This is a genomic window from Sporosarcina ureae (genome assembly GCF_002109325.1).
Classification (GTDB): domain Bacteria; phylum Bacillota; class Bacilli; order Bacillales_A; family Planococcaceae; genus Sporosarcina; species Sporosarcina ureae_C.
This window is the reverse complement of the sequence record NZ_CP015348.1, coordinates 2,522,605-2,542,948: the sequence shown is the minus strand read 5'-3', so window position 1 is coordinate 2,542,948 and position 20,344 is coordinate 2,522,605. Positions and strand designations below refer to the sequence as shown.

General features: G+C 40.4%; 21 protein-coding genes. 2 read left to right on the top strand and 19 right to left on the bottom strand.

The window, feature by feature from the left end; all coding sequences use genetic code 11:
- Window positions 1-108 precede the first annotated feature (108 nt).
- From SporoP32a_RS12600 to SporoP32a_RS12590, 3 genes are all read right to left on the bottom strand, one after another.
- A complete protein-coding gene (locus tag SporoP32a_RS12600) occupies window positions 109-1,155 on the bottom strand; it encodes a transposase (RefSeq protein WP_085428210.1) in 1,047 nt (348 codons plus the stop codon).
- A gap of 37 nt (window positions 1,156-1,192) precedes the next feature.
- Window positions 1,193-1,711: a transposase family protein gene (locus tag SporoP32a_RS12595; RefSeq protein WP_232319511.1), complete on the bottom strand. Its 519-nt coding sequence runs from the start codon at window positions 1,709-1,711 to the stop codon at window positions 1,193-1,195.
- A gap of 1,067 nt (window positions 1,712-2,778) precedes the next feature.
- Window positions 2,779-3,087 (bottom strand): hypothetical protein, encoded by a 309-nt coding sequence (locus SporoP32a_RS12590; protein ID WP_157129977.1) that lies wholly within the window; start codon window positions 3,085-3,087, stop codon window positions 2,779-2,781.
- A gap of 687 nt (window positions 3,088-3,774) precedes the next feature.
- Between SporoP32a_RS12590 and SporoP32a_RS17235 the strand changes: the two genes are divergently transcribed.
- The gene (locus SporoP32a_RS17235) at window positions 3,775-4,344 is read left to right on the top strand and encodes an integrase core domain-containing protein (RefSeq protein WP_232319528.1); all 570 of its coding nucleotides are present in this window, start codon (window positions 3,775-3,777) and stop codon (window positions 4,342-4,344) included.
- A 360-nt stretch (window positions 4,345-4,704) separates the two neighbouring features.
- Here the strand turns inward: SporoP32a_RS17235 and SporoP32a_RS12580 are convergent, their stop codons facing one another.
- The 15 genes from SporoP32a_RS12580 to SporoP32a_RS12510 all read right to left on the bottom strand — a co-directional run bounded on the left by SporoP32a_RS12580 (window position 4,705) and on the right by SporoP32a_RS12510 (window position 18,335).
- Window positions 4,705-5,151: a hypothetical protein gene (locus SporoP32a_RS12580; protein WP_085428207.1), complete on the bottom strand. Its 447-nt coding sequence runs from the start codon at window positions 5,149-5,151 to the stop codon at window positions 4,705-4,707.
- A 297-nt stretch (window positions 5,152-5,448) separates the two neighbouring features.
- The gene (locus SporoP32a_RS12575) at window positions 5,449-5,763 is read right to left on the bottom strand and encodes a DUF960 family protein (protein WP_085428206.1); all 315 of its coding nucleotides are present in this window, start codon (window positions 5,761-5,763) and stop codon (window positions 5,449-5,451) included.
- A 195-nt stretch (window positions 5,764-5,958) separates the two neighbouring features.
- Window positions 5,959-6,837: a tyrosine-type recombinase/integrase gene (locus tag SporoP32a_RS12570; protein WP_085428205.1), complete on the bottom strand. Its 879-nt coding sequence runs from the start codon at window positions 6,835-6,837 to the stop codon at window positions 5,959-5,961.
- Window positions 6,838-7,267: 430 nt separating this feature from the next.
- Window positions 7,268-7,567, bottom strand: coding sequence for a DUF960 domain-containing protein (locus SporoP32a_RS12565; protein WP_198166165.1), 300 nt, complete (start codon window positions 7,565-7,567; stop codon window positions 7,268-7,270).
- Between the two features lie 17 nt (window positions 7,568-7,584).
- Complete coding sequence (locus SporoP32a_RS12560) at window positions 7,585-7,911, bottom strand: hypothetical protein (RefSeq protein ID WP_085428203.1); 327 nt, start codon at window positions 7,909-7,911, stop codon at window positions 7,585-7,587.
- The gene (gene radC, locus SporoP32a_RS12555) at window positions 7,908-8,414 is read right to left on the bottom strand and encodes a RadC family protein (protein WP_232319647.1); all 507 of its coding nucleotides are present in this window, start codon (window positions 8,412-8,414) and stop codon (window positions 7,908-7,910) included. Before radC ends, SporoP32a_RS12560 begins: the two co-directional genes overlap by 4 nt.
- 232 nt (window positions 8,415-8,646) lie before the next feature.
- A complete protein-coding gene (locus SporoP32a_RS12550) occupies window positions 8,647-11,502 on the bottom strand; it encodes a beta strand repeat-containing protein (protein WP_085428201.1) in 2,856 nt (951 codons plus the stop codon).
- 539 nt (window positions 11,503-12,041) lie between these two features.
- Window positions 12,042-12,773 carry a hypothetical protein gene (locus tag SporoP32a_RS12545; RefSeq protein WP_085428200.1) on the bottom strand — a complete coding sequence of 244 codons (732 nt, stop codon included), beginning with the start codon at window positions 12,771-12,773 and terminating at the stop codon, window positions 12,042-12,044.
- Between the two features lie 14 nt (window positions 12,774-12,787).
- The gene (locus SporoP32a_RS12540; RefSeq protein WP_085428199.1) at window positions 12,788-13,681 is read right to left on the bottom strand and encodes a tyrosine-type recombinase/integrase; all 894 of its coding nucleotides are present in this window, start codon (window positions 13,679-13,681) and stop codon (window positions 12,788-12,790) included.
- A 52-nt stretch (window positions 13,682-13,733) separates the two neighbouring features.
- Entirely contained in the window at window positions 13,734-15,560 is a 1,827-nt protein-coding gene (locus SporoP32a_RS12535; protein ID WP_085428198.1) for a DUF927 domain-containing protein, read from the bottom strand.
- Between the two features lie 154 nt (window positions 15,561-15,714).
- Window positions 15,715-16,068: a hypothetical protein gene (locus SporoP32a_RS12530; RefSeq protein ID WP_085428197.1), complete on the bottom strand. Its 354-nt coding sequence runs from the start codon at window positions 16,066-16,068 to the stop codon at window positions 15,715-15,717.
- Between the two features lie 106 nt (window positions 16,069-16,174).
- Complete coding sequence (locus tag SporoP32a_RS12525) at window positions 16,175-16,690, bottom strand: hypothetical protein (protein WP_085428196.1); 516 nt, start codon at window positions 16,688-16,690, stop codon at window positions 16,175-16,177.
- A gap of 147 nt (window positions 16,691-16,837) precedes the next feature.
- A complete protein-coding gene (locus SporoP32a_RS12520; protein WP_085428195.1) occupies window positions 16,838-17,326 on the bottom strand; it encodes a hypothetical protein in 489 nt (162 codons plus the stop codon).
- Window positions 17,327-17,496: 170 nt separating this feature from the next.
- Window positions 17,497-17,883, bottom strand: coding sequence for a hypothetical protein (locus SporoP32a_RS12515; protein WP_085428194.1), 387 nt, complete (start codon window positions 17,881-17,883; stop codon window positions 17,497-17,499).
- The gene (locus SporoP32a_RS12510; RefSeq protein WP_085428193.1) at window positions 17,877-18,335 is read right to left on the bottom strand and encodes a hypothetical protein; all 459 of its coding nucleotides are present in this window, start codon (window positions 18,333-18,335) and stop codon (window positions 17,877-17,879) included. The genes SporoP32a_RS12515 and SporoP32a_RS12510 overlap by 7 nt, the downstream gene beginning before the upstream one ends.
- Before the next feature lie 325 nt (window positions 18,336-18,660).
- On the opposite strand from SporoP32a_RS12510, the gene SporoP32a_RS12505 reads away from it, so the two are divergent.
- Window positions 18,661-19,146 (top strand): arginine repressor, encoded by a 486-nt coding sequence (locus SporoP32a_RS12505; RefSeq protein WP_085428192.1) that lies wholly within the window; start codon window positions 18,661-18,663, stop codon window positions 19,144-19,146.
- Between the two features lie 30 nt (window positions 19,147-19,176).
- Here SporoP32a_RS12505 and SporoP32a_RS12500 read toward each other — a convergent pair whose 3' ends face one another.
- Window positions 19,177-20,055, bottom strand: coding sequence for a tyrosine-type recombinase/integrase (locus tag SporoP32a_RS12500; protein WP_085428191.1), 879 nt, complete (start codon window positions 20,053-20,055; stop codon window positions 19,177-19,179).
- Window positions 20,056-20,344 lie beyond the last annotated feature (289 nt).

Genomic DNA, 20,344 nt, shown 5'->3' with positions numbered 1-20,344 from the left:
GTTATGTACTTATTCCTTTCAAAACTCTGTACTTCTATGGTTCTTACGCGAACTTGGTGAATGAGAATGCACCTCATTGTTATGTATTTTAATTATTTTTCTGAAATATCATTGAGTGCGGTAAAGTACACGCTTCTCCAGCAATTTCAAACTTGCACGACCATAAGTAACCCGTTTGATGGTTTTGAGACGATTAATCTGCCCTTCCAGCCGGCCATTACTATACGGTTGTATGAAAGAATTCCGGATAGCCTGCAAATCGCTTCGAAGACGGCGTGCATAATGATGAAAGGGAGAGGTTCGGTCCAAGAGCTGGGCATTCATCCATTGTAAAAACTGGTCCTCATTTGGCTTAGAGAAGGATAGGCGAAGCACTTGTACTGATTCAACAAACTCTTTTGCCGAAGGGTAAAGAGATAGACATTGTTTAAGCAGTACTTGTTCTTCCTCATTATGTTCATCTCTCGGCTTCCAGATAATAGCGGCAAGTTTTCGCCGTGATACCGATATCTTTTTTGGAACGTTATATTTTCGCTTTTTCCTTTCTGATTGAACCAGTGAGCGCACTGCCGAATAGGTTCCTTCATAACCTTGTCCTTGAACGAGCTGATAGATGGATTTGACTGTATGGCCCGCCTGTTCTAATTGAATAACCTCCTCAGCGTAGGCGTCAATAGGTTTCGCACGGATTCTACGATCGATTGGCGGAGACTGTAAATTGACATATTTTTGGATGGTTCTCCAATCCAATTGGAATTCTCTGGAGAGTTCGGAGAGATTTTTTCCGCTTTTATGTTCCGCTTGAATCTCTAGGATTAGAGACCATTTTTGTGACTGCCGTGCAATCGCAGCTTTTTCAGAAGCTGTCAAAGGGATCGGCATTCCTTCCGCTGCTTCACTCCAGTTAATCGAAGCAGGCATATGAGACGCCAAATGTGTATCGACTTGTTTTTTGGCATTTCGAATCAAGTGCCATCGGTCATACACTTGGTTAATGGCAGGGTTCGCTCTGGAAATCGCCTGCCGGAAGGCAGTGAAACCATCTCTGCTTACCACTTGCACCGATGGAAAACGCTTCAGCCATCTGGCGACGGTTTCGGGACGGCGATCGGGTAACAAAGCCAGCGGAATTCCTTGCTGATGATCGCAGATCATCGTTCCATACGTATGTCCTTTTCGAAATGCAAAATCGTCAATTCCCAGGAAAGGGAGACACCTCAGATATGATGTCTGTCCGGTAAATTAAAGCCAATAGTGCGTCGTGGCTGATTGGCATATGGATGGCATGAGCGATCTTCTCGGCCGTGAGGCAGCTCGTGGAGAAGGCAATTTTACGAAGGATATCCTCCGCACGCTGAGTACGGCGCCGATTAGGCGACAGACCATCAAACCTTTCGGTAAAAATTTTCACCGGGCAATCCTCATATTCACAAAACCATTTCCGTGAGAGGATCAGCAATTCCGCAGGACGGCCATTGTAAGGTTCATCTTGAACCTTGCGTGTATATCGGCTATGAGATTGGTTACTGGATCGAGAACAAGTGGGGCAGCAGGAAGAGGATCGGGTACTTTCAACAATCAGTCTGGTTATTTCAGAGGCTGCTTCCACATGAAGCAATTCCATAAAAGTGTCGGGAGGCGTCCAGCTTAAAAGGTTCATCTTCAACACCTCTTTCTCTTTATTATACCAATCTAGCTTTCTGATTGTCATGTCACCAAGTTCGCGTAAGAACCACTTCTATCTTGCACTACACAAAAGAGCTACAAGGTATCACGGATGTCTATTTCGCTCGTCCTTATGCTCCGTATGAAAGAGGATCCAATGAGCGACACACCGGTCTTCTCAGACGATATATTCAAAGGAAAAGCGTATCTGATTACTCTACAGAGTCTATTCAACGTATTTATCAAACACTGAATCAGTTGCCCAGGAAGATTTTGAACTATCGATAGCCATCCATTTTGTTTGAAGAAGAGTTGGCTAGGTTAGCATAGTATTTACAAAACTAACCCGTTAATTGAGGGATTACATTCCCCTTCATACATACACTGGATTTTATCAAAGTAGCTAATTTAATATTGCAATTCAAGGTTTTATTTTGCAATAAAAATAGTCCCTCTATTGATTTCTCAGTCAAGAAACTATCTCATCTAACTGTCTGAATAATGGTGGAGTTGTGTCGCAAACAGTAGCGATTCTTTAGACTATTGTCGAGACGAATTCCGACGTCACCTAATTTGTAATTCAGTACTAGAATGACATAATCGGGAAACAATTCAAGAAATATACCGCTCAATACTCAATATCTCTTCAACTTTCATTAAACAATAATCAACATAAGCTTCTATAGTTTTCTCAAACGGTGGTGGCAAATAGCGTGGAAGTTGTTCTATGTCTATGTAAGGTTCAGTCATTTTATCAGAGGAGTAGTAATATGGGAACGTACTAAAAGAATAATTAGACAAATGCTTTCCCATGGGTATTTTTGTTTCGATCGGGTTCCGATGTATATACCGGCTAACCGCCAGCATAGCTTGCGGAGTATCCACGAAATAACCCTGCCTCCGTAGATGGAAGCAGGGTTATTCATAATTAGTATTTTGATGTTTGTATAACTATATGTAGAAAAATTCCTATCCGTTTTTCAAAACCTCTTCAAAAACCATGCTAAGTATAGTGAAATATGAGCTTCTTAAAAGCAATATCGCAACAAGGATTTAGCCAATACAACAGAGGCTCTTCAGCCTTCGAACATTCATTCAATCCTTTTTCAAATACTAATATTCCAATTTCTCCGCAATCTTCTCAAACTTCTCTATTCGCAACTTGTGTTTGATGGTTTTATCATAATCGTCATATAACAGTGTTCCCTTTTCGTCTGTCTTTAACAGTCTGACTTCCATTCGATAAATATCGATGGCGACAATCTTGTAGAAATGATTTTCAATTATATATAAGCAATCCGATGGTATGACCAGAAATTGACCTATATAATCATGTACTTCATTTATGGTCTCAAACCCTTTCTCTTTCAGAACTGAATATACGGCTTCATAATACACTAGATCACCTTTTCTTTTCTTCAATCTACTAGAATAAGGTGGCTGATGAGCTAAAACCAACAGATTTAAAAGCTATGTTTTGTCGAATGACTGTAATATATAGAGGCAAGGCTTCTCTTCCAAATATTCCGTAGATTATGATAATAGGCTACAATGGTATACAAAAGCAACAAGCAAGGAGGAATCGTCATGAACATTAATAAACTACGTAACTACTGCATGGAATGGCTACTCTATCTGGGTCGCTTCCTACGGCTCTACTCCCAATCGACACAGTCCGTCAGAATGGAAAATATTGCTCTTAGGAGTCAACTTGCATTATATGTACAACGATACGAGAAAGAGAAGCTTCCTAAGCCTACGCCAACACCGGCATTTCGACATCTATGGGTGTTTCTTTCGAAATATTTAGGACACTGGAAAGAGGTATTGACGATAGTCCAGCCCGATACCGTTATCCGATGGCATCGGACAGCTTTTAAGTTCCATTGGCGACGGATTTCTAAGAAAACAGGCCGGCCAAACATATCGCCAGCTACCATCCAATTGATAAAACGCATACATAAGGAAAACCCCTTGTTGTCACCGGAGGAAGTTCATGAAAGGTTGCTAGCTTTAGGGATTGAAAAGTCGCCTGCACCCAATACAATCGCCAAATACCTGCCTACTACCAGGAAGCCTCCTTCGCAAAAACAGGTACAGTCTTGGAAGATGTTCCTGAGTAATCATCACCACGATCTGTGGGCGACCGATTTCTTTACCATTCCTACATTAAAGTTCCGAGTGTTGTACGGCTTAGTCGTCATCCACCATCAGAGCCGGGAAATCGTTTACTTCGCTGTCACTACAAACCCGACTGCTGAATGGACCATCCAGCAATTCCGCAACGCAACACCTTATGGTAAAGTACCCAAGTATTTATTGCATGACAACGATCCAATTTTCTGTTCTAAAGCATTTCAAGCGTTTTTACGATCATCGGAAATCGCTTCGAAGAAGACGGCTTATCGCTCGCCATGGCAAAATCCTTACGCAGAAAGAGTCATTGGAACAGTGAAGAGAGAACTGTTGGACCACATCATCCCACTGAATGAGCGGCATTTATATTCGCTGTTACGAGAATACATCAGCTATTATAACAATGATCGGACACATCAAGGCATCGACGGCAAGACGCCAATTACTTCACCAACGTATCTCCAGACTTCAGCGGAAGAGACAAAACTTGAAGCGATGCCTGTACTGAATGGTCTCTATCATACATATAAGAAAGCAGCTTAGCCCACTATCAACTCGCTCAAATTTTTCTAACCTTTCAAGAAAGGCTTCTTTGGAATGCCTTTCTTTTTTATGTTCACTTTTAACATATTGTATTAATGAAATGAAGCTTAATTTTCAGATTCTCTCCAAGGAAATATGAAAGCCATCTCGAGAAATCTTGGTGAATTCTGTCCGGATGGACTTTTTGAAGGCGACACCCTATTAGCTTATTCTTCTTCTTTTTCTAGCAACATTTTTGTGTTGAAAAAAGTTTTATTTTTTTGACCTATCCCTCTAAATGAGAGATAGGTCCACTTTTTGTGCATTATTGAAAAAGCAGTTGTTCAAATCTGTATCAATTCTTTTTAATATAAATTTATATTAATTGTCATTGTAGTTCGTCATGAGGTACTCTTTAATCGCTTGATTAACAAAGTGTGTAATGCTATCAATTTGACCGTTCGCTTGCATCATACGAATGATTTGATTTAGATTCACTTCTAAATATGTCGTCAACTTTACATGTGTTTCTGAGAAGGGTTGTTTCTTTGGCTGTTTCTTGGGGACAAACAACTTGCCATCGATGGTAAGTTCAGCTGGAAATTTAACAGATTGAGTGGCTTGTATTTGTTCCACTACTTCTTCCACTTCATTTTCCTCGTCTTCTTCCTCTTCAATCTCTTCAAAACTCATTTCCAGTTCTATATCTTCATAGGTTGATTCATTATGCCATCCCGTAGCGGAATGAACTCGTGTTCTCCTGCTCAGATCGGGATTAAACTCTACATCCATAATTCTTCTTTTTCTACCAAATCCACCATACGTCATTTCATCATCTCCTTTTTCATTTATGCTACTTCTACGCCGACGTCAACGCCGATGCGGACCATTTATTTTAATGTTTATATATGTATAGAAGAAATGAAAGACAAAAAAATAGGTGTTGGCAATTTAAATGAAGAGAACAATCACTGCCTACTTCCAATTGGTACAAGAAATAGGCAGCAATAGCTCAATACATCCCTCTTAGGAAATACGTTTATATGGTATTTGTCTGCATTAACAACGATCCATAGGGTGCTATTTTTTTACTGTCTCGTCCATGAATTAATTATCTACCCCTGATTAGTAATCACTAGGAAACGACATCATTTGTCCTTCACTCTCAACGCCTGAATCTATACACCATACTGTTCTACTTATTGGTTTTGCCTCTTTTAGCGACACAATCAAAAAGGACTTTCTTTCCGGTACTTCCTGTCGCTGAACAATTGCCTGCTTGCCGTCATTCTCTTCCAACTCGAATACTTGTAGGTAGTCCAATTCAATGCCCTGCTTCCTTTTACTATCAATAAGCTGCCACAGAATCATTGCTATTTCTGTGTGAACTTCCTCTGCAATTGTTCTTGTCATGTAACGATTATACTGATGATCAAACATCAATGATTACCTCCCCTCGAACTTTGCTTTTCTTCTGTCATTACTTTTCACGCTGCCGGTTTGGTGGTTGACACATGAAAAATCGCTCTCCATTTTCTCCACGGGAACGATTGTCCATGAAACAGGTTTGGAAAGCGATTGAACGTTTTCTGTTCTGTTGTCGCGTGCTGTCGCTGACTGTTCCCAAAACAGAACTTACAGTTTTTCCACTGCGTCCTGTTTCTGTTCACGCGTAATGTTAATGTAGTATTTTATCGTCATGTTAACATTGGCATGTCCAGCTAACTTACTAACCGTCGTAATATCCACTCCTTTATTCAACAACCTAGTACAGAATGTATGCCTAAACATGTGAGGATGAAGCTTGAATCCTACTTCCTCAGAAATGATGGCTAACCAGCTTCTAACCGAATCCCGATGAAGTTTTTCACTTCTTTGACTGACAAGCAGGTACTCGCTATCCGCAAACTTAGATTCGCTTCTCTCTCCCTTTAGATATTCAGTAATAAGCACAAGCACATCTTGTCGTAAACTGATTTCCCGAACCCGATTTCCTTTCCCTCTGACAGTTAATGTGGCTGTCAATCGGTCAATGTCCGCTAGTTTAATCTGAATCAACTCAGTTACACGAACACCGGTATATAGTAAAAGGTATAGTATCAATTTATTCCTAGACGTTACTTTCATCTTGTCTTCTACGTAAAAAAGTAATTTTTCCACTTCATTTTCCGTTAACGTCGTGACAACATGTTCACTGCCGGTCGCAATTTGGATTTGGTCTCTTTTCAACTGAATGAAGTTCTCTTCTACGAGTCCTTTCATCTGAAGGAAGTCGTTGTAAACTTTCAAGCTGTTGATGGCTTTGTTAATCGTACTGATAGCTAGCTTACGATTCTGAACTTGTTGCTTATATTGAACAAAGAGGAAACGAGAAAGCAGCTGCTGATCGTCAACTGCCTTCTCCACTAAATAAATATGATACTGTTGCACGTCATGGCAATATGAATCTACCGTTCTTGGACTTTTACCGTCTTCAAGCAACCAAGTTCTAAACTCCGTCAATAAGTCATCCATGAATCTCCCTCCAAAAGAAAAAGGCCATGAATGCATGATTCGCATCCATGACCCTTATTTTGCTTGCTTTGCTACTTCTCTTACAATCTCTGTCGCAACTGCTACCGCAATCGGTACTAGAACTTTTACCCACATTTCTTTCACATCCTTTCAGAATTTCATGTACTCACGCCTGTTTTATAATAATGGCGTGAGTTTTAGTATGATGAATTTGACAGAATCCCTTTGGAGACATCGATCCTTCGCCATTCGGCTATTTATAAATTAGTAATGTCGTGAGTCGTAGTGTCCGTTTACTAAGAAATGTCGCGAGTCTACTGACAGATGTGACAGCAAATTTCGATTTAGCAATTTACAATTCGGCAGAACAGCACTTTATGTCGGTACAAGGAGTTCTTCGAAATATTATTTTTACTAATATCCCTATTTATTAGTCATCGAGATACATAATAATCGTTCCTTTTTCGACCTGACTCCGCATATAAAGAGTCAAATTAATAGGTTGATCATTCTTCAACGCGACAAAGAGGGTTGTGTTTCTCTCAAGGTTTTCTTGTCGCTGAGAAAGAAATTGTTGGCCATGTTCTTCATAGAATGTAAAAACTTGAAGATTATCTGTCATCAATTCATGATTGTCCTCAATGTACTGGTGAATGAATTGTCGGTGCTCAGCAGGCAATTCTTCTGCAATAGTACTCGTAACAAAGATCGGTTTATCAGGTGAAAACATCTCGAACACTCCTTTCATTATAGTGTTAGTCGCAACGGCTTTCGGTAGAGTAATTCTCCATTTTTCTGTACAAGTTGTAAACACCATTCTGGACTATTGGGATGAAATGCCACTGCCCCTAGCCATTCATTTGAACCGGCGTCATCAACAATCATCAATTCGTACAAGAATGTTTCCGGCAGATTTTTTACTACTTCCAGCGGAAGATAACATTCATCCACTTCTTCTACACCTAACTCAACAGCCTCCACTGCCACCTCCCTTGTAGAAACGAACACACCAAATTCACTTGCCAGAGTTCTTACAAACCATTCTAACTCTCTGCTCAGCATTCCTTCATTCACAAATGCCCCTCCTCTTTCAGTGACACAAAGCTTTCATCGCCAATCACCAAATGATCGAGCACATCAATGCCAATAATACTGCCAGCATCTTTTAAGCGCCTTGTTACATCAATATCTTCCTGTGAAGGTTTGGGATGGCCGGAAGGATGATTGTGAAGCAGAATTATCGATGCAGCATTTGAAAGTATTGCTGTTTTCATAATTTCTCTCGGGCTTACAATGCATGAATTTAGATTGCCAATGTGACAGACGCTAATGGCGGTCGGTTGATTTTTTACATTTAAACATATAATTACAAAATACTCCCTATCCAATTCACCCAAGAATTGCTTAAACAAGTTATACCCGTCTTGCGGACTTCGGATCGAACGATCCTTATACAACAGACTTGATTCCTTCAACAACCGAACCGAAACAATATCCACTCGTTTTGCAGGGACATGTTTACCTTCTTCCTTTACCATAGACCATTCCATCTGTTCAACATTCGTTCCATACTTCATCATGTAACATCTCCTCCAATTAAAATAGACCTTACTCCGATGAAGGAAGTAAGGTCAGTAGATTAGCTATTCAGGATGATAATATATGGTTGAAAGTTGAGTAGAAACGATGGGAATAGAAAAAGACCCTGCAGAGATTGCTCCCCACAGGATCATATTTCTATCAGTTACTAGACTATCATATTATCAGAGTAGTGTCTGAATTGTGTGATGCACAGGCACCCATTTGTTGTTATTGTTTAGTAATGTTCGCTGGAATATTTCCTGTTCCCGCTACACGTTGTGTTAATTCAAGTACAGTAGTAGTTGAAGACGCAGAGAAAGTAGTATCAACATTATTTACAACTGTTGCTAGTGCCGCAATATCAGCATTTAGGTTTCCTGCTCCCCCAGCAACTGTGAATGTTTTCAATGCCGAGCTTCCACCACTTGTTACTGCAGTATAAGTAGTACCATTTACAGTGAACTTATCGCCAGCTGTAATTGAAGTTAAGCCAGAAAGATCAAAGTCATACTGTGCTGCTACTGCTGGAGCTGCTACTTTATTAGCTACAGTAGCGACGTTAAACTCAGGCATGCTTGAAGCTGTAACACCAGCTGAATTTGTATTGGCAACTCCACTCAATTTAACCTTTCCACCTTCAGCAACTGCTGTAATATCAACAGTTGTAGCAGCGTTACCTGGGTTCGTATTATAGACCGCTAATGCGTCAGTAATTTCAGTAGCAATCGTTGCAGGTGTTGTAGCAGTAATGTTAATGGCCAACGCATCTGTACCATCAGTTACAGTAATAGAACCTGTACCAACTGAACCAGAAATTGTATTACTGAAGTACACTCCAGGAGCGGCAACTACTTCAGCTTGATATGGAACTGCTGTTGTTCCTGCAAAACCATTAGAAATTGGACCACCTGTATTTCCTTTAGCATTGCCAGTAGAACCAATGTTCTTCACGTTAGCAAGATCTAATGTTGAAGCACCAGCTGCTACATAAGCAACTTTTAGGCGATTATCAATAGCTAGTTTATTTTCAAACTGATCAAATGTAGCTGCTGTGAACGTTCCAGCAAAGTTTCCATCTGTTCCGATTCGAACTGTATCTGCAGCTTTGTAAGGTACCACAATGTTTGAACCATTATCCAATTGAACAACTACACGGCCAAATGTGGCTGCTGCAGTATCATCATCTGTAGTAAAGCCAATGATTTTACCTGCATACGTAGTAGCGTTCTGTGCCACAGTAGCCCGTACTACTGACAATGATTTTGCAGCTTGGCTAACATTTGTTACGTTACGAGCATCTGAAGTAGCCGTTGCGCGTACTGCTGTACCAGTTGCACTGATGTCGAATGAGTTCGCTTGATCAGGTGCTGCAAATGATAATAACGCACGGTTCGTTGTAGATACGTCTGGAGTTGTTCCAGCAGCTGCTGTGAATCCAGGTGCTGTACCAGAAATCGTGATACTTGAACCAGCATTGATTGTCACTGCAGAATTGTTAGTGAATGCAGTTGGCGTTGCATTTGCAAATGATGTTGTCATGTTAGTAAATGAAGCACCAGATGTTTGGTCAGTCAATGACGGTCTGAATGTTACTGCTGCGCCAGATGTATTTGTGATTGTGTAAGTTACACGGTTAAATCCAGCTGTTGTAGACAATTGATTAGATTGGTTCAACAATTGGAAACGTGCATTTACGGTATCGCCTGTCACGTGTGGTCCTTCAGTTGCTTGTGAAGTTACCGCAAGTGCAGAGCTAGCTGCCAATGTTTGTTGGAACGTAGTGCTTGGTGCAAGAGCTTGTGGCTCACCAGATTCACGTACTCCATTCGTGTTTCCAGCTGCATCAAGATCTATCCAGATTGCAGGTGTTGCTTTTACATTTTGTGATGCAACAGTCGGCTCAGCAACATAGAATGTTACCACACCTTTATCGTCTGCAGTAGCAGTCATACGCTGACCGTTGTTAGCAGTACCTGCTTTGTTTGTGTAAACAGCAGAAGTGTTTGTGCTTAGGTTGTTGTCAAGGATTTCTTCAAATCCAAGTTGTACTTGACCGTTTGCATATGGTGTTCCGTCTGCTTTTTTCACAGTTACTTTGTACTCACGGTTGTTAGTTAGACCCGTTGCATACTCTGCACTTGTCATAGTACCGAAGTCAAATGTGTAGCCTGACTGAGCACCTTTGAACTCAACAGTCGGTAGAACAGCTTGTAGTTCGCCAGCTTCCCAACGTCCGTTACCGTTACCAGCAATACCATGTCCGATTGATGCATTGTCAAGGTAAACAATTGGTGTAACTTTCGTGTTTGCACCTGTTAATGTGAATACTGCTTTACCATTTGCATCCGTTACGATAGAGAATGCTCTTTCGTTTGTTGCAGACTGGAATGGAGTCACTGCAGCAGTACCAGTACGTGGATCAGCTAGTACAGCGTTCGTTCCGTTAGCAGAATCAATGTTTTCTTTGAATGCTACGTTTACTGTTTGGTTAGCTAATGGCTGACCGTTTACAGGATCACGAAGTACTACTTCATAAGTACGAGTAGTTCCGTTGATAGCTTCTCCTGTTGCACTTTCTGTAACAGCAAGAATGTCTTCAACGCCCCAGTATACTTTAGATACGTCGCGAGTAGTTGGTGCACCAGTTGGGTAAACTGATACTACGTCAGTACCTGCAGCGTATTGAGTGTAGGAATAAGTTGCAAGACCTTCAGCGTTAGTCGGTACTTCAACGATGATATCTTTGTTCAATGAACCAGATGGAGCGTCAATGTTGAATGTTACTGGAACGCCAGCTTCTTTTACGCCGATATCAGCAGTAAGGATAACTTGCTTACCAACTTTAGATTGGTTGAAGCTTTGAGTCATTTTGATTTTTTCAGGAACAACAGCAGATACACCAGTGAATGAACCGATTGCTTTGTCATTCAATGTTACTGTGTACTTTTCTCCGCCTTTTTGAACAGCAGTTGTCAATACTACAGTCTTATCGTCAGTTTGTTTTACTGCAGCGTTAGATACAGTCAAACCGTCGATTGTGAAGTGTAGAGAGTTAAGGTTTTCAGCGTCAACCTTATCCTTCATAGTTACTTCAACAGTAGTAGCGTTAACCGCCTAAAAATAACCAATAATCACAGACTAGCATCTAGCTCTAAGAGCCCAAGTAGCCCAAACATTCCTGTACCTCCGTAAAAAATGAGCTTAGTAAAATACGACAGAAAAAAGAAGTGGTTTTTGAAGAGCTTAGGAAAAGAAGAGTGAAAGCTGAACAAGGAAAAAAATAAAAGTCCCGACAAAACCGATGAAACCCGAAACTAAAAAAATAGAAAATGAAAGAGAGACCAGCGAATCCCGCAATCCCTTAAAACCCATTTACCTATAAAAATATAGAAACGAATCAACAAGTGAAGTCTAAACCAACTACAGTACACCATTTTCATGTATACACCAACAATCAACCTCACTACGCTCTTCCAGTACAGTTAACTCCCTATCTCCTTACAAGTGATTCTTCAAATCCTCATTCCTTAGTATCTATGGTCGCTTTTGAGCGGAACGATGGGAACAACGGGAATCGCCTGTGCTACCTAGCAAAAAAACGGGGATGGTTAGCCCATCGCCCGTTACTCTAACAAAACTTGATTCAATTGCTCTGCATATCCATACTTTTTGAAAAACTCCGCTAGAGAAATTTCAATGATGGCTCGTTGTGTCACATTAAATTCTGTACTGAAATCATGGAGTAACGTTTGTACCGATGAAGGCAAGCCAAGTGTCTTGTTCGTTTTACCCCCTTTAAACGTGTAGCGCGGTAACGTTCCATTGTTTTCCGTCTCCAATAGTTCGACTAAGCGGTGTTTCTTTGACAACAAGAACCGCACAAGTTGTTGAATCTCATCATTCTCAGTTCCTACCACATCAAAGACAGATAGATTGGGTGCAGTATCTTCTTTCTGTACAGTTGTTACATCATACTCATAGTTGTTTAGAACTGTATCCCAAACGTACCCGTTCGCCTTCATATATTCGCCTAGTTCCCCTACGTTTTGAAAACCATTCTTGATAGCAATTTGTCTGATATCTGCATGTTTAACACTCAGTTGGCGAACGACATGAGCAGCTTTTGTATGGATAAATCTGGATTCGTCTACAGCACTGGTAGCTAGTTCTGGAATAGGGTCGAAGGTGGTCTTGTTCCATCGAAAACCCTTTCTCCTAAAATACATATCAATGGACTTCCAATTCTTATGACCAAAATGCTCTACAATTTTCTCTTTGTCGCTCCCTGCTGCAAGCATTTCCAATACTTCTTTGATTTTAGGGTCCTCATAGACCGCTGGATTAAATGGTGTCATTTGGCTTTTCCCCCTCAAAAGTCTATTTGGTTGATAGCATCTTGCATGTCTTCTTGTCGAACGTGCAGATAGATGGATGTGGTTTTTAAACTTGCATGCCCTAATAATCGTTGAATGACTGCAACATGCGTGTCTTTCTGAACTAAGTAACTAGCAAATGAGTGACGTAAGATGTGACTGGTCACGTTTTTTTCAATGCCTGTTTTCTTACATGCTAGTTTTAACGTTTTGTTGATGTATTGTGAACTAACTGAACCTGTCTTCTTCAAGGCAAAGAAGAAGAGGGATTCTGTTTTGGGACGGTGTTCGGATAGATAAAGTTGAAGCTGTTCTTTTAGCTGTGGATTCATAGGAACCACTCGATTCTTTCCTCCCTTTCCATTCATCACCCGTACACAGTTGGATTCAAAGTCCACGTCTTTCAGGGTTAGATGAATACATTCATTTACTCGAATACCTGTGTATGCCATCGTCATGATAAAGTAGTGGATCACTGGATGGTCAACTGCTTGGATGATACGTTCTACTTCTTCTTTACTGAGGAAGATACGTTCTTTGTCGAGTACTTTCATGCGTTCAAAATCATCTAAGGGATTCTCTACGAGGTGTTTTTTCTTCACCATACATTGAAAGAATACGGATAGTACATTGAGTTTACGATTCACACTTCTTGGCTGACAGTTCCGTTCAGTAGAAAGATATTCAACAAATCCTTCGAGGTGTTTTGTGGTAATTTCATCAATGAGTACAGGTCCATTGAATACAGCTGCTACCCACTGACTAAATTGATTGACGTCCATGCAATACCTTCTCAAAGTTTCTGAACTAAGTCCTCTACGGATTATCCACTCTTCAAATTCTTGAATGGCTTGATGCATGAGTAAGCTCTGTTTTACTGATGAATTCATGTAAATTTCCTCCTTTTAGGTGTAAGAAAAGACAAAGGATTGCCCTTTGTCTCTAGATTGTAAAGCGACTCGATGGATCAGTTAGATCGAGTGATTGTTCAGGTGCTTCAATGAGTCCCTCCAACGTATCGAGTGGTAGTTTAATATTGTAGGTCGTATCCTGTAGTTTACTTGGTACAGGTTTACTTCCGTGAATCTTCTGGCGTTCTGCTTGCTCAGATGCCTCAAAAATCTTCGTTCGTTTGGTGCTTCTATCTCCTTCAGTCAGTAATAATCCTTTTTCTTTCCAATCACGTATCACGATCTTAGCATCCTCAAATCCACCTAGACGCAATTGGTGTTCTAGCACATTTTTAAGAAACGCAACTTCCACACCATCTGGATGGATGAACATCTTTCCCCAACAATTGAGTGGGCTATGATAGCTGCCTTCTCTACGGAAGTTCGCTTGGTGTTGAATGATTTCTTGTGTGATAAAGTCTAAGGCTTTTCCACCAATATCCCTTGCTGACATCTGTTCCTTTTCGTTCTGTACAAAGAACAGTAGAATAGCTTCTAAGTCCAAGCCCAGATGAAGAGATTCATTAGCTAGGTCTCCAGCCGCTAGTAAGATCCCGTACTTTTTCGCAATTCTTGAACGGAACTGACTGGGTGGCAATAAATCAATGAACCGTTTTTGCCACACGTCCCACTTCTCTTCGATGAGTGAGACACCTTCGGCAAAGATGTACGCTAGGAACTCTTCACCTGCATGACCGTAATGGTCTTGAATGATCTTGCGAATCGCATCTGCATTTTTTGCGGAAGATGTCCATTCCACATTGGGAAGCTCCATGAGACGGAGACTAAGTCCCGTGTTTTGATTGGTTCTAACGGAGAGGGATTGTTCCCCGTTTGAGATAAGCGTTGTTGCCCACTTCCCTTGTTTCCGCTGCTTCATGTATTCATTTAAGCGTGACTTTTCAACACCATGCGTTAATACATAGATTTCTGAGGTGAGATTTTGTGCAGTACTCATGGATAACTCATCTAACACAACCGGAATTCCATGATTTTCAGCCAACTGATTGATGATGGCATTTCCTGTTCCATTCCATGTTTTCATTAACCCTTTTTCTTTGCTGGATGGATCTCCAAAGGGGGAAATAGCTAACAAGGCGGCTGTTGTTTTGCCTTTTGTACTATCTCCCACAATATGTATTAACAACGTACCGATGTCACTGTACTTCTTAGATAAGTAACCAACCAATGGAGCAGAGAAGCCCATACACAACGCAGCTTCTAGTGCGGTGTTCCCCATGACTTCTTCTTGAATCATGTTCAAGAATACAGATAGTTCTCCATGTGGTTCCAAGTTATATTTTCCATCCCTCGAATCATTCCGAGCATGTGCAAGAACTGAGTAAGGATGAACACGATGATGCCGAAAAACTAGATTCATTTCTTCATCCTCATGCCACCCCACTTCTTGAAAGAGTTCTTGGTGCGGTGCTCGTTTCTGTTGTTCTTGAAGAAAGCTTGCGACTAGTTTGACTTGAGTATGTGTTACATCTACCCCGAAACTCAACAGCTTCAGCAATTCAATCGGGTTGAGTTCTATTAGACCGATGTTTCGTTCAAGGTATTTCCCCTTATACTTGTAGCAGAGTACTAGTTCGACTACTTGTGAATCTAGATTCTGAACTGAGTGTTTGATAAACAAAGGTTCACTAATTTTTCTTGTGACAAGTTCGCCTGTTCCTTTTTCTTTCGTTGTGTGAAAGATTCCCTCTCCATTCAAGAAGAAACTACCTACTTCGAATGATTCTCCTGCTTCTAGCTTTGCTTGTTCAATAGCGATAATGGGTCTACTCGTTAGATTATTTGGTGTAGTCGTCATGTGTAACGTCTCCTTTCGTGCGCTTAGTTGAATGAGAAAAGGGGGAAGCTTCCCCCCTTGGAAATCTAGTCCTGTACTCGTCCAAAGAAAGTCTCTAAGCCTTCTTCAGCATAAGTATCGTGTACGTTTGTCTAGTTCAATCTGCAACAAGTGACTAGTCTATTGGACAAACATCGACTACATTGACAAACAACCTATCTTGTTTGCCATAGTTGTGGTCTACCTTAATGCCACAGTACAGTTGAACGAGGCTTTCTAAATCTATGTCACCTGTATCCTCACCTACTGTGACGGTTATTAATTTTTCTAATAGTGCGTTTGTGCCTTTTAGCATTTTGAACGATTGGGATACAATCCCTCCATATTCAGTTTCGAATGTAATTAAGACGGTATCTGACAGTCCATACATTGTATTTACTGGTTTACCTTCAACTACTTTGATCACACGGGCACGATGCCACCCTATTTCTAAAATAATTGGTACTTGTCTGTTGTATGTGATTGCCATGATTACTCTTCTCCTTTGTCGGTACGTTGATGGTTTTTGTGTATGTAAAGAATGATATGCATTCTAGTTCTATGTGGTTTCGGTCTTAGGTATTTGAACAACGTACTTAAATGCCCACTTCAAGATTGAATATCATGTAGTATTCATTCAAATTATTTTTGTTCATGAGTTCTTTAACTTCCGGCAGCATCTCACACGTAATACTACGCACTACTTCGCTCATTGAATGCACAATTGGTCTCTTACTCAGTTCGACTACATGAGTTCGTGTGAAGTCTTCTTCAGAAGACACGCCTACACCAATCGTTCCTCGAAGTGCATTATGAACTCGTTCACTCATTGGATGCGACGCTGGAAACTTCGGAAGGACTAACACATGATAAAAGAGTCCAAGCTCTTCAACGTCTTCCTTTTCAGTTATTCTTTTTTCAATGTCTTCAGCGATCTTCACCCGACAAACCGCAGCATCCAACTGCACATTGAGAAGATGTTCTACCTTCTCTTGTCCTACACGCTGAATGACCTCTAGAAAATCCAGCTCTTCCAGTACTTTTATATCCATCCTGTCTTCCATATTCAGCACAGTTGTTTCTAGTTGAGTACCCTTGTTAAGTGGATTCATCTTCGCACACGCTCCAGTTCTCTTTTTGCTTTTGTATCTCTACAGTGAGTAGAGGGATAATAGTAGTTGGGTAATTAGCTGCACCTAATTACCACTTCTATCTGAAAATGCACGGGCTATTCACGCTTACTGGTGAGCCTAATTACTTCACTCCGAGCCTTTCGAGAGTTCAAATGAACAACGATAGTCTGTAATGCCAATCCCACTTAACTTCTCTTCAATTTCAGTACCTTGGTATTCATTCAACGTTCGAACCACTTCATTCATCGTACTCACACAAGGACCTTCATAAAAGTACAGGCTGTACGTAACATGTGTCTCATCTTCAGACATCTTCTCTACGTCTCCCAGTCGATGCATAGCAGCTTTTACTTCCTCTGTGTGTTGGCTAATCGGAAATGTTAGATCCATGGAGAAAAGGAGTAAACTAGTATACGGTTCACCGATAAACCGTTGATACACGTTCGTAAATTGAAATCCAATTTCAAAACGAGGATTTGTCAAATCGTGATTCATCTTTTCTAGGACTTTACTGACCCCCCACTCTTTTATAGCGATTGCCATGTATCTGTCTTCCATTTTCGGTAATGCTAGTCCATTTTCTTCTAACCATTTAGCGTTTGCTTGTGTATACATACCGTATCTCTCCATTTCGTATTTTAGTTTTTTTCGGCACTACTCTTGCTCGTGCCGATATGTAATCGTGAATCATTTATCACCCAGTCGCTGCATGGCTAGTTGACTAACCTACTTCGTCATTACTGTCTGTTCGAAGGTATAACAGACATCTGTCAAGAACATAGACATTAATACTCTTCAGGTACATAGAAACCTGTCAGGCAAAATTCAAGATCGTAAGGTCTTTGAATACTAGATAGCATCACTGCTAAAGCATTTACCTTCTTTTCAATCACTGGTCCAAGCAAGTGAGGGTAAATAATCAACATAGCATCTGGTGTACTACACAGACAGGTAAGTTTTCCATCCACCAAGGTGTAGGTGATAATTTCCTTTTCATTATTCAATGCACGTTTCACTTGTTCAACCGTTGACTCTTCTTCTATAGCATCTTTGCATGCTGTCAAATCTACATTGATTTGATAAAAACCGATCATATCGCAAAAACGCTCTCGCTCATCTAAAAAATCACTATGTATCTTAACGTTCGTGTTGTGAATTGTTGCTGTTAACATTTGCTTTCCTCCAGTTCTTGTCTGTGTTCAGTCACTTTTTTTACTGGATCTGCGTAGTGGATTGCATCGATAACGAGTTCCATACCGATTAATCGACTCAACAAGTCTGGTTCTGCGCTGAATGATTCAAGCAGGTATTCTACTTGCCAATTCGCCATCGATTCCATTGCTTCCAACTCACCGTATCCTCGTAGTTTCTTTGGTTGTACGGAGTACATCAACATGTCTCCATCGCTAGTGAAGTTTCCTTCTGACACAGTTTCAGTGAGTACATTTGTGATGTCAGCAGAAAGGTTTTTCTCATACTCACGTGTTGGACTACCACCTTCATGCTCTTTCATAAATGTGAAGATGCATCTCTTAAAATAATATAATCCTACACGGATTGTACTTTCTGGCACTAGCACATTAAGTGCAACTTGGAGAGTACATACTTGTTTGTAAAACTTCATCTTATCCCTCCATCTTTCTTTTTGTGTGTTGCTGTTGGAACTAGATTTAGAATACTCTTTTTGTATTCATATGTAAATACACGAATGCTTTCATTGCAACGTTTTTGAACAACATATATTCATAAATCCTCTATATATCCACTTTACTATTTAAAATATGTATTGGAATTGAATAAATTAGTTGTTGTTAATGAGCGACTAAGTGTATACTATTATTCAGACGTTAACGCTAGCAGAAGAAGCCTTGATGGTATCTTGCAATGGAAAAGCCATGAAAAAGAAATAGAAAAAAAGATAGATTTTTTTAGGAAAAGAGGTTGAAATCATGACGAACACAAATAGACTTACTTTGAAACCTACTTCTGAGAAAGCAGAACGAATACAAGCCATTATCGCTCTCCTGCAAGAAGAAGATTTTTATACACAACTAAGTATGATCGAAGCACTTGAAGAACGTAAAATTTTCATTTCACAAGGAACACTCTCTCGTTATTTACAGGAGCTAAATATCGAACAGGCAGATAAAGGACAACCATACCAAATGACTGTCAACACGTTACAGACTTTTCATATCAACGAATTAAAAGCACTAAATGAGAGCCAATCACCTACGATTTATCAGAACGTATCAATTCAGTACCTACAAACAGAGAAGGGGAAAGCCTCACAATATGCCTTCCACCTACAACAAGCCTTTCCAAATGTTCTACTAAAGGTAACCATTGATATGGATTCTCTAATCATGTTGGTTAATATGGACGCTGAAACAGAAGCATTCTTTGATGTATTACAAAGCAATTCCTACCAGTGATTTAATCATCTTACAAATGGAGAAGATGGCTTACAGTTTATTCACTGCATCCATCTTCTCTGCTCTTGTCGTTTGAATATAGAATTTGGCAGTCAAATTTACAGAAGAATGACCTGCGATTTTACTGACTGTCGTTAGATTCACCCCACGTCGTAACAAGGTGGAACAAAATGTGTGCCTGAAAATATGCGGATACAATTTAAACCCTACATCAGTTGAAATGTTCGCTAACCAACTCCTCACTGCATCACGATGCATCTTCTCACTACGCTGGCTCACCAAAAGATAGCCACTTTGGTGGAAAACAGACGCAGAACGCTCTTCCTTGATGTACTCCCTTATCAACCCCAGCACTTCCTGTCTTAAGCCGATTTCACGTCTCTTTCCACCTTTCCCCATCACAGTAAGATGACTTTCGAGAAAATCAATGTCTACAAGCTTAATGCCAACAAGTTCACTCACTCTTATGCCTGTATACATCAAAATGTAGACGATTAACTTATTTCTAGTACTGACCTTGTTTCGATTTTCAACATAACACAGTAAGTGCTCTACCTGTTCATCTGAAAGAGCTTCAACTACAACCTCACTTCCTGCCGCTATTTTAATTCGATCTCTCTTTAATACAATAATTGACTCGTTGACTATAGCTTGGATTCGCAGAAAATCATTGTATACCTTTAGATTATTAATCTTTTTGTTAATTGTTGCTACAGCGTATTCTTCTTTGAACAAGTGTTCTTTGAATCGAACAAATGAGTAGCATGAAAGAGGTTGGTCTTCTCCCACTGCCTTTTCCCGTAGGAACTGCTGGAATCCTTTAATGTCTGAACCGTAAGATTCAATCGTTCGAGGAGAACGTCCTTCTTCAAATAGCCAGCGTGTAAATGATTCAATGGATGGGTGCATGTCTGTTCCTCCTGATTAGATAACTGAGTAAAAAAAGAAGCCATGAACACCTTCGTAATAGGCATTCATAGCTTACCTTACTTATCTTTGATGAGCTGAATGAGTAACTGGATTAAGCGTTCAATACAGGGACACGTCAATGGAATCCGTGGTTTCATTCTTATCCCTTCCTGTCTACTGTTGGTTTATTCGTTTCTTGAAAGAGCGTCAGTTCTTTTGCCACCTCTGCCAACACGGTTACCAGAATGGTTGTTGCAAGAGTCTTCCACATAAAAGCATCTCCTTTAGA

Excerpts from the sequence above, each read along its gene's own strand:
- SporoP32a_RS12505 (WP_085428192.1), top strand. The coding sequence starts at position 18,661 with ATGACGAACACAAATAGACTTACTTTGAAACCTACTTCTGAGAAAGCA.
- SporoP32a_RS12540 (WP_085428199.1), bottom strand. The coding sequence starts at position 13,681 with ATGAATTCATCAGTAAAACAGAGCTTACTCATGCATCAAGCCATTCAA.
- SporoP32a_RS12580 (WP_085428207.1), bottom strand. The coding sequence starts at position 5,151 with ATGACGTATGGTGGATTTGGTAGAAAAAGAAGAATTATGGATGTAGAG.
- SporoP32a_RS12500 (WP_085428191.1), bottom strand. The coding sequence starts at position 20,055 with ATGCACCCATCCATTGAATCATTTACACGCTGGCTATTTGAAGAAGGA.
- SporoP32a_RS12550 (WP_085428201.1), bottom strand. The coding sequence starts at position 11,502 with ATGAAGGATAAGGTTGACGCTGAAAACCTTAACTCTCTACACTTCACA.
- SporoP32a_RS12525 (WP_085428196.1), bottom strand. The coding sequence starts at position 16,690 with ATGAATCCACTTAACAAGGGTACTCAACTAGAAACAACTGTGCTGAAT.
- SporoP32a_RS12510 (WP_085428193.1), bottom strand. The coding sequence starts at position 18,335 with ATGAAGTTTTACAAACAAGTATGTACTCTCCAAGTTGCACTTAATGTG.
- SporoP32a_RS12595 (WP_232319511.1), bottom strand. The coding sequence starts at position 1,711 with ATGACAATCAGAAAGCTAGATTGGTATAATAAAGAGAAAGAGGTGTTG.
- SporoP32a_RS12570 (WP_085428205.1), bottom strand. The coding sequence starts at position 6,837 with ATGGATGACTTATTGACGGAGTTTAGAACTTGGTTGCTTGAAGACGGT.
- SporoP32a_RS12600 (WP_085428210.1), bottom strand. The coding sequence starts at position 1,155 with ATGATCTGCGATCATCAGCAAGGAATTCCGCTGGCTTTGTTACCCGAT.
- radC (WP_232319647.1), bottom strand. The coding sequence starts at position 8,414 with ATGAAGTATGGAACGAATGTTGAACAGATGGAATGGTCTATGGTAAAG.
- SporoP32a_RS17235 (WP_232319528.1), top strand. The coding sequence starts at position 3,775 with ATGTTCCTGAGTAATCATCACCACGATCTGTGGGCGACCGATTTCTTT.
- SporoP32a_RS12520 (WP_085428195.1), bottom strand. The coding sequence starts at position 17,326 with ATGTATACACAAGCAAACGCTAAATGGTTAGAAGAAAATGGACTAGCA.
- SporoP32a_RS12535 (WP_085428198.1), bottom strand. The coding sequence starts at position 15,560 with ATGACGACTACACCAAATAATCTAACGAGTAGACCCATTATCGCTATT.
- SporoP32a_RS12530 (WP_085428197.1), bottom strand. The coding sequence starts at position 16,068 with ATGGCAATCACATACAACAGACAAGTACCAATTATTTTAGAAATAGGG.
- SporoP32a_RS12545 (WP_085428200.1), bottom strand. The coding sequence starts at position 12,773 with ATGACACCATTTAATCCAGCGGTCTATGAGGACCCTAAAATCAAAGAA.
- SporoP32a_RS12565 (WP_198166165.1), bottom strand. The coding sequence starts at position 7,567 with ATGTTTTCACCTGATAAACCGATCTTTGTTACGAGTACTATTGCAGAA.
- SporoP32a_RS12515 (WP_085428194.1), bottom strand. The coding sequence starts at position 17,883 with ATGTTAACAGCAACAATTCACAACACGAACGTTAAGATACATAGTGAT.
- SporoP32a_RS12575 (WP_085428206.1), bottom strand. The coding sequence starts at position 5,763 with ATGTTTGATCATCAGTATAATCGTTACATGACAAGAACAATTGCAGAG.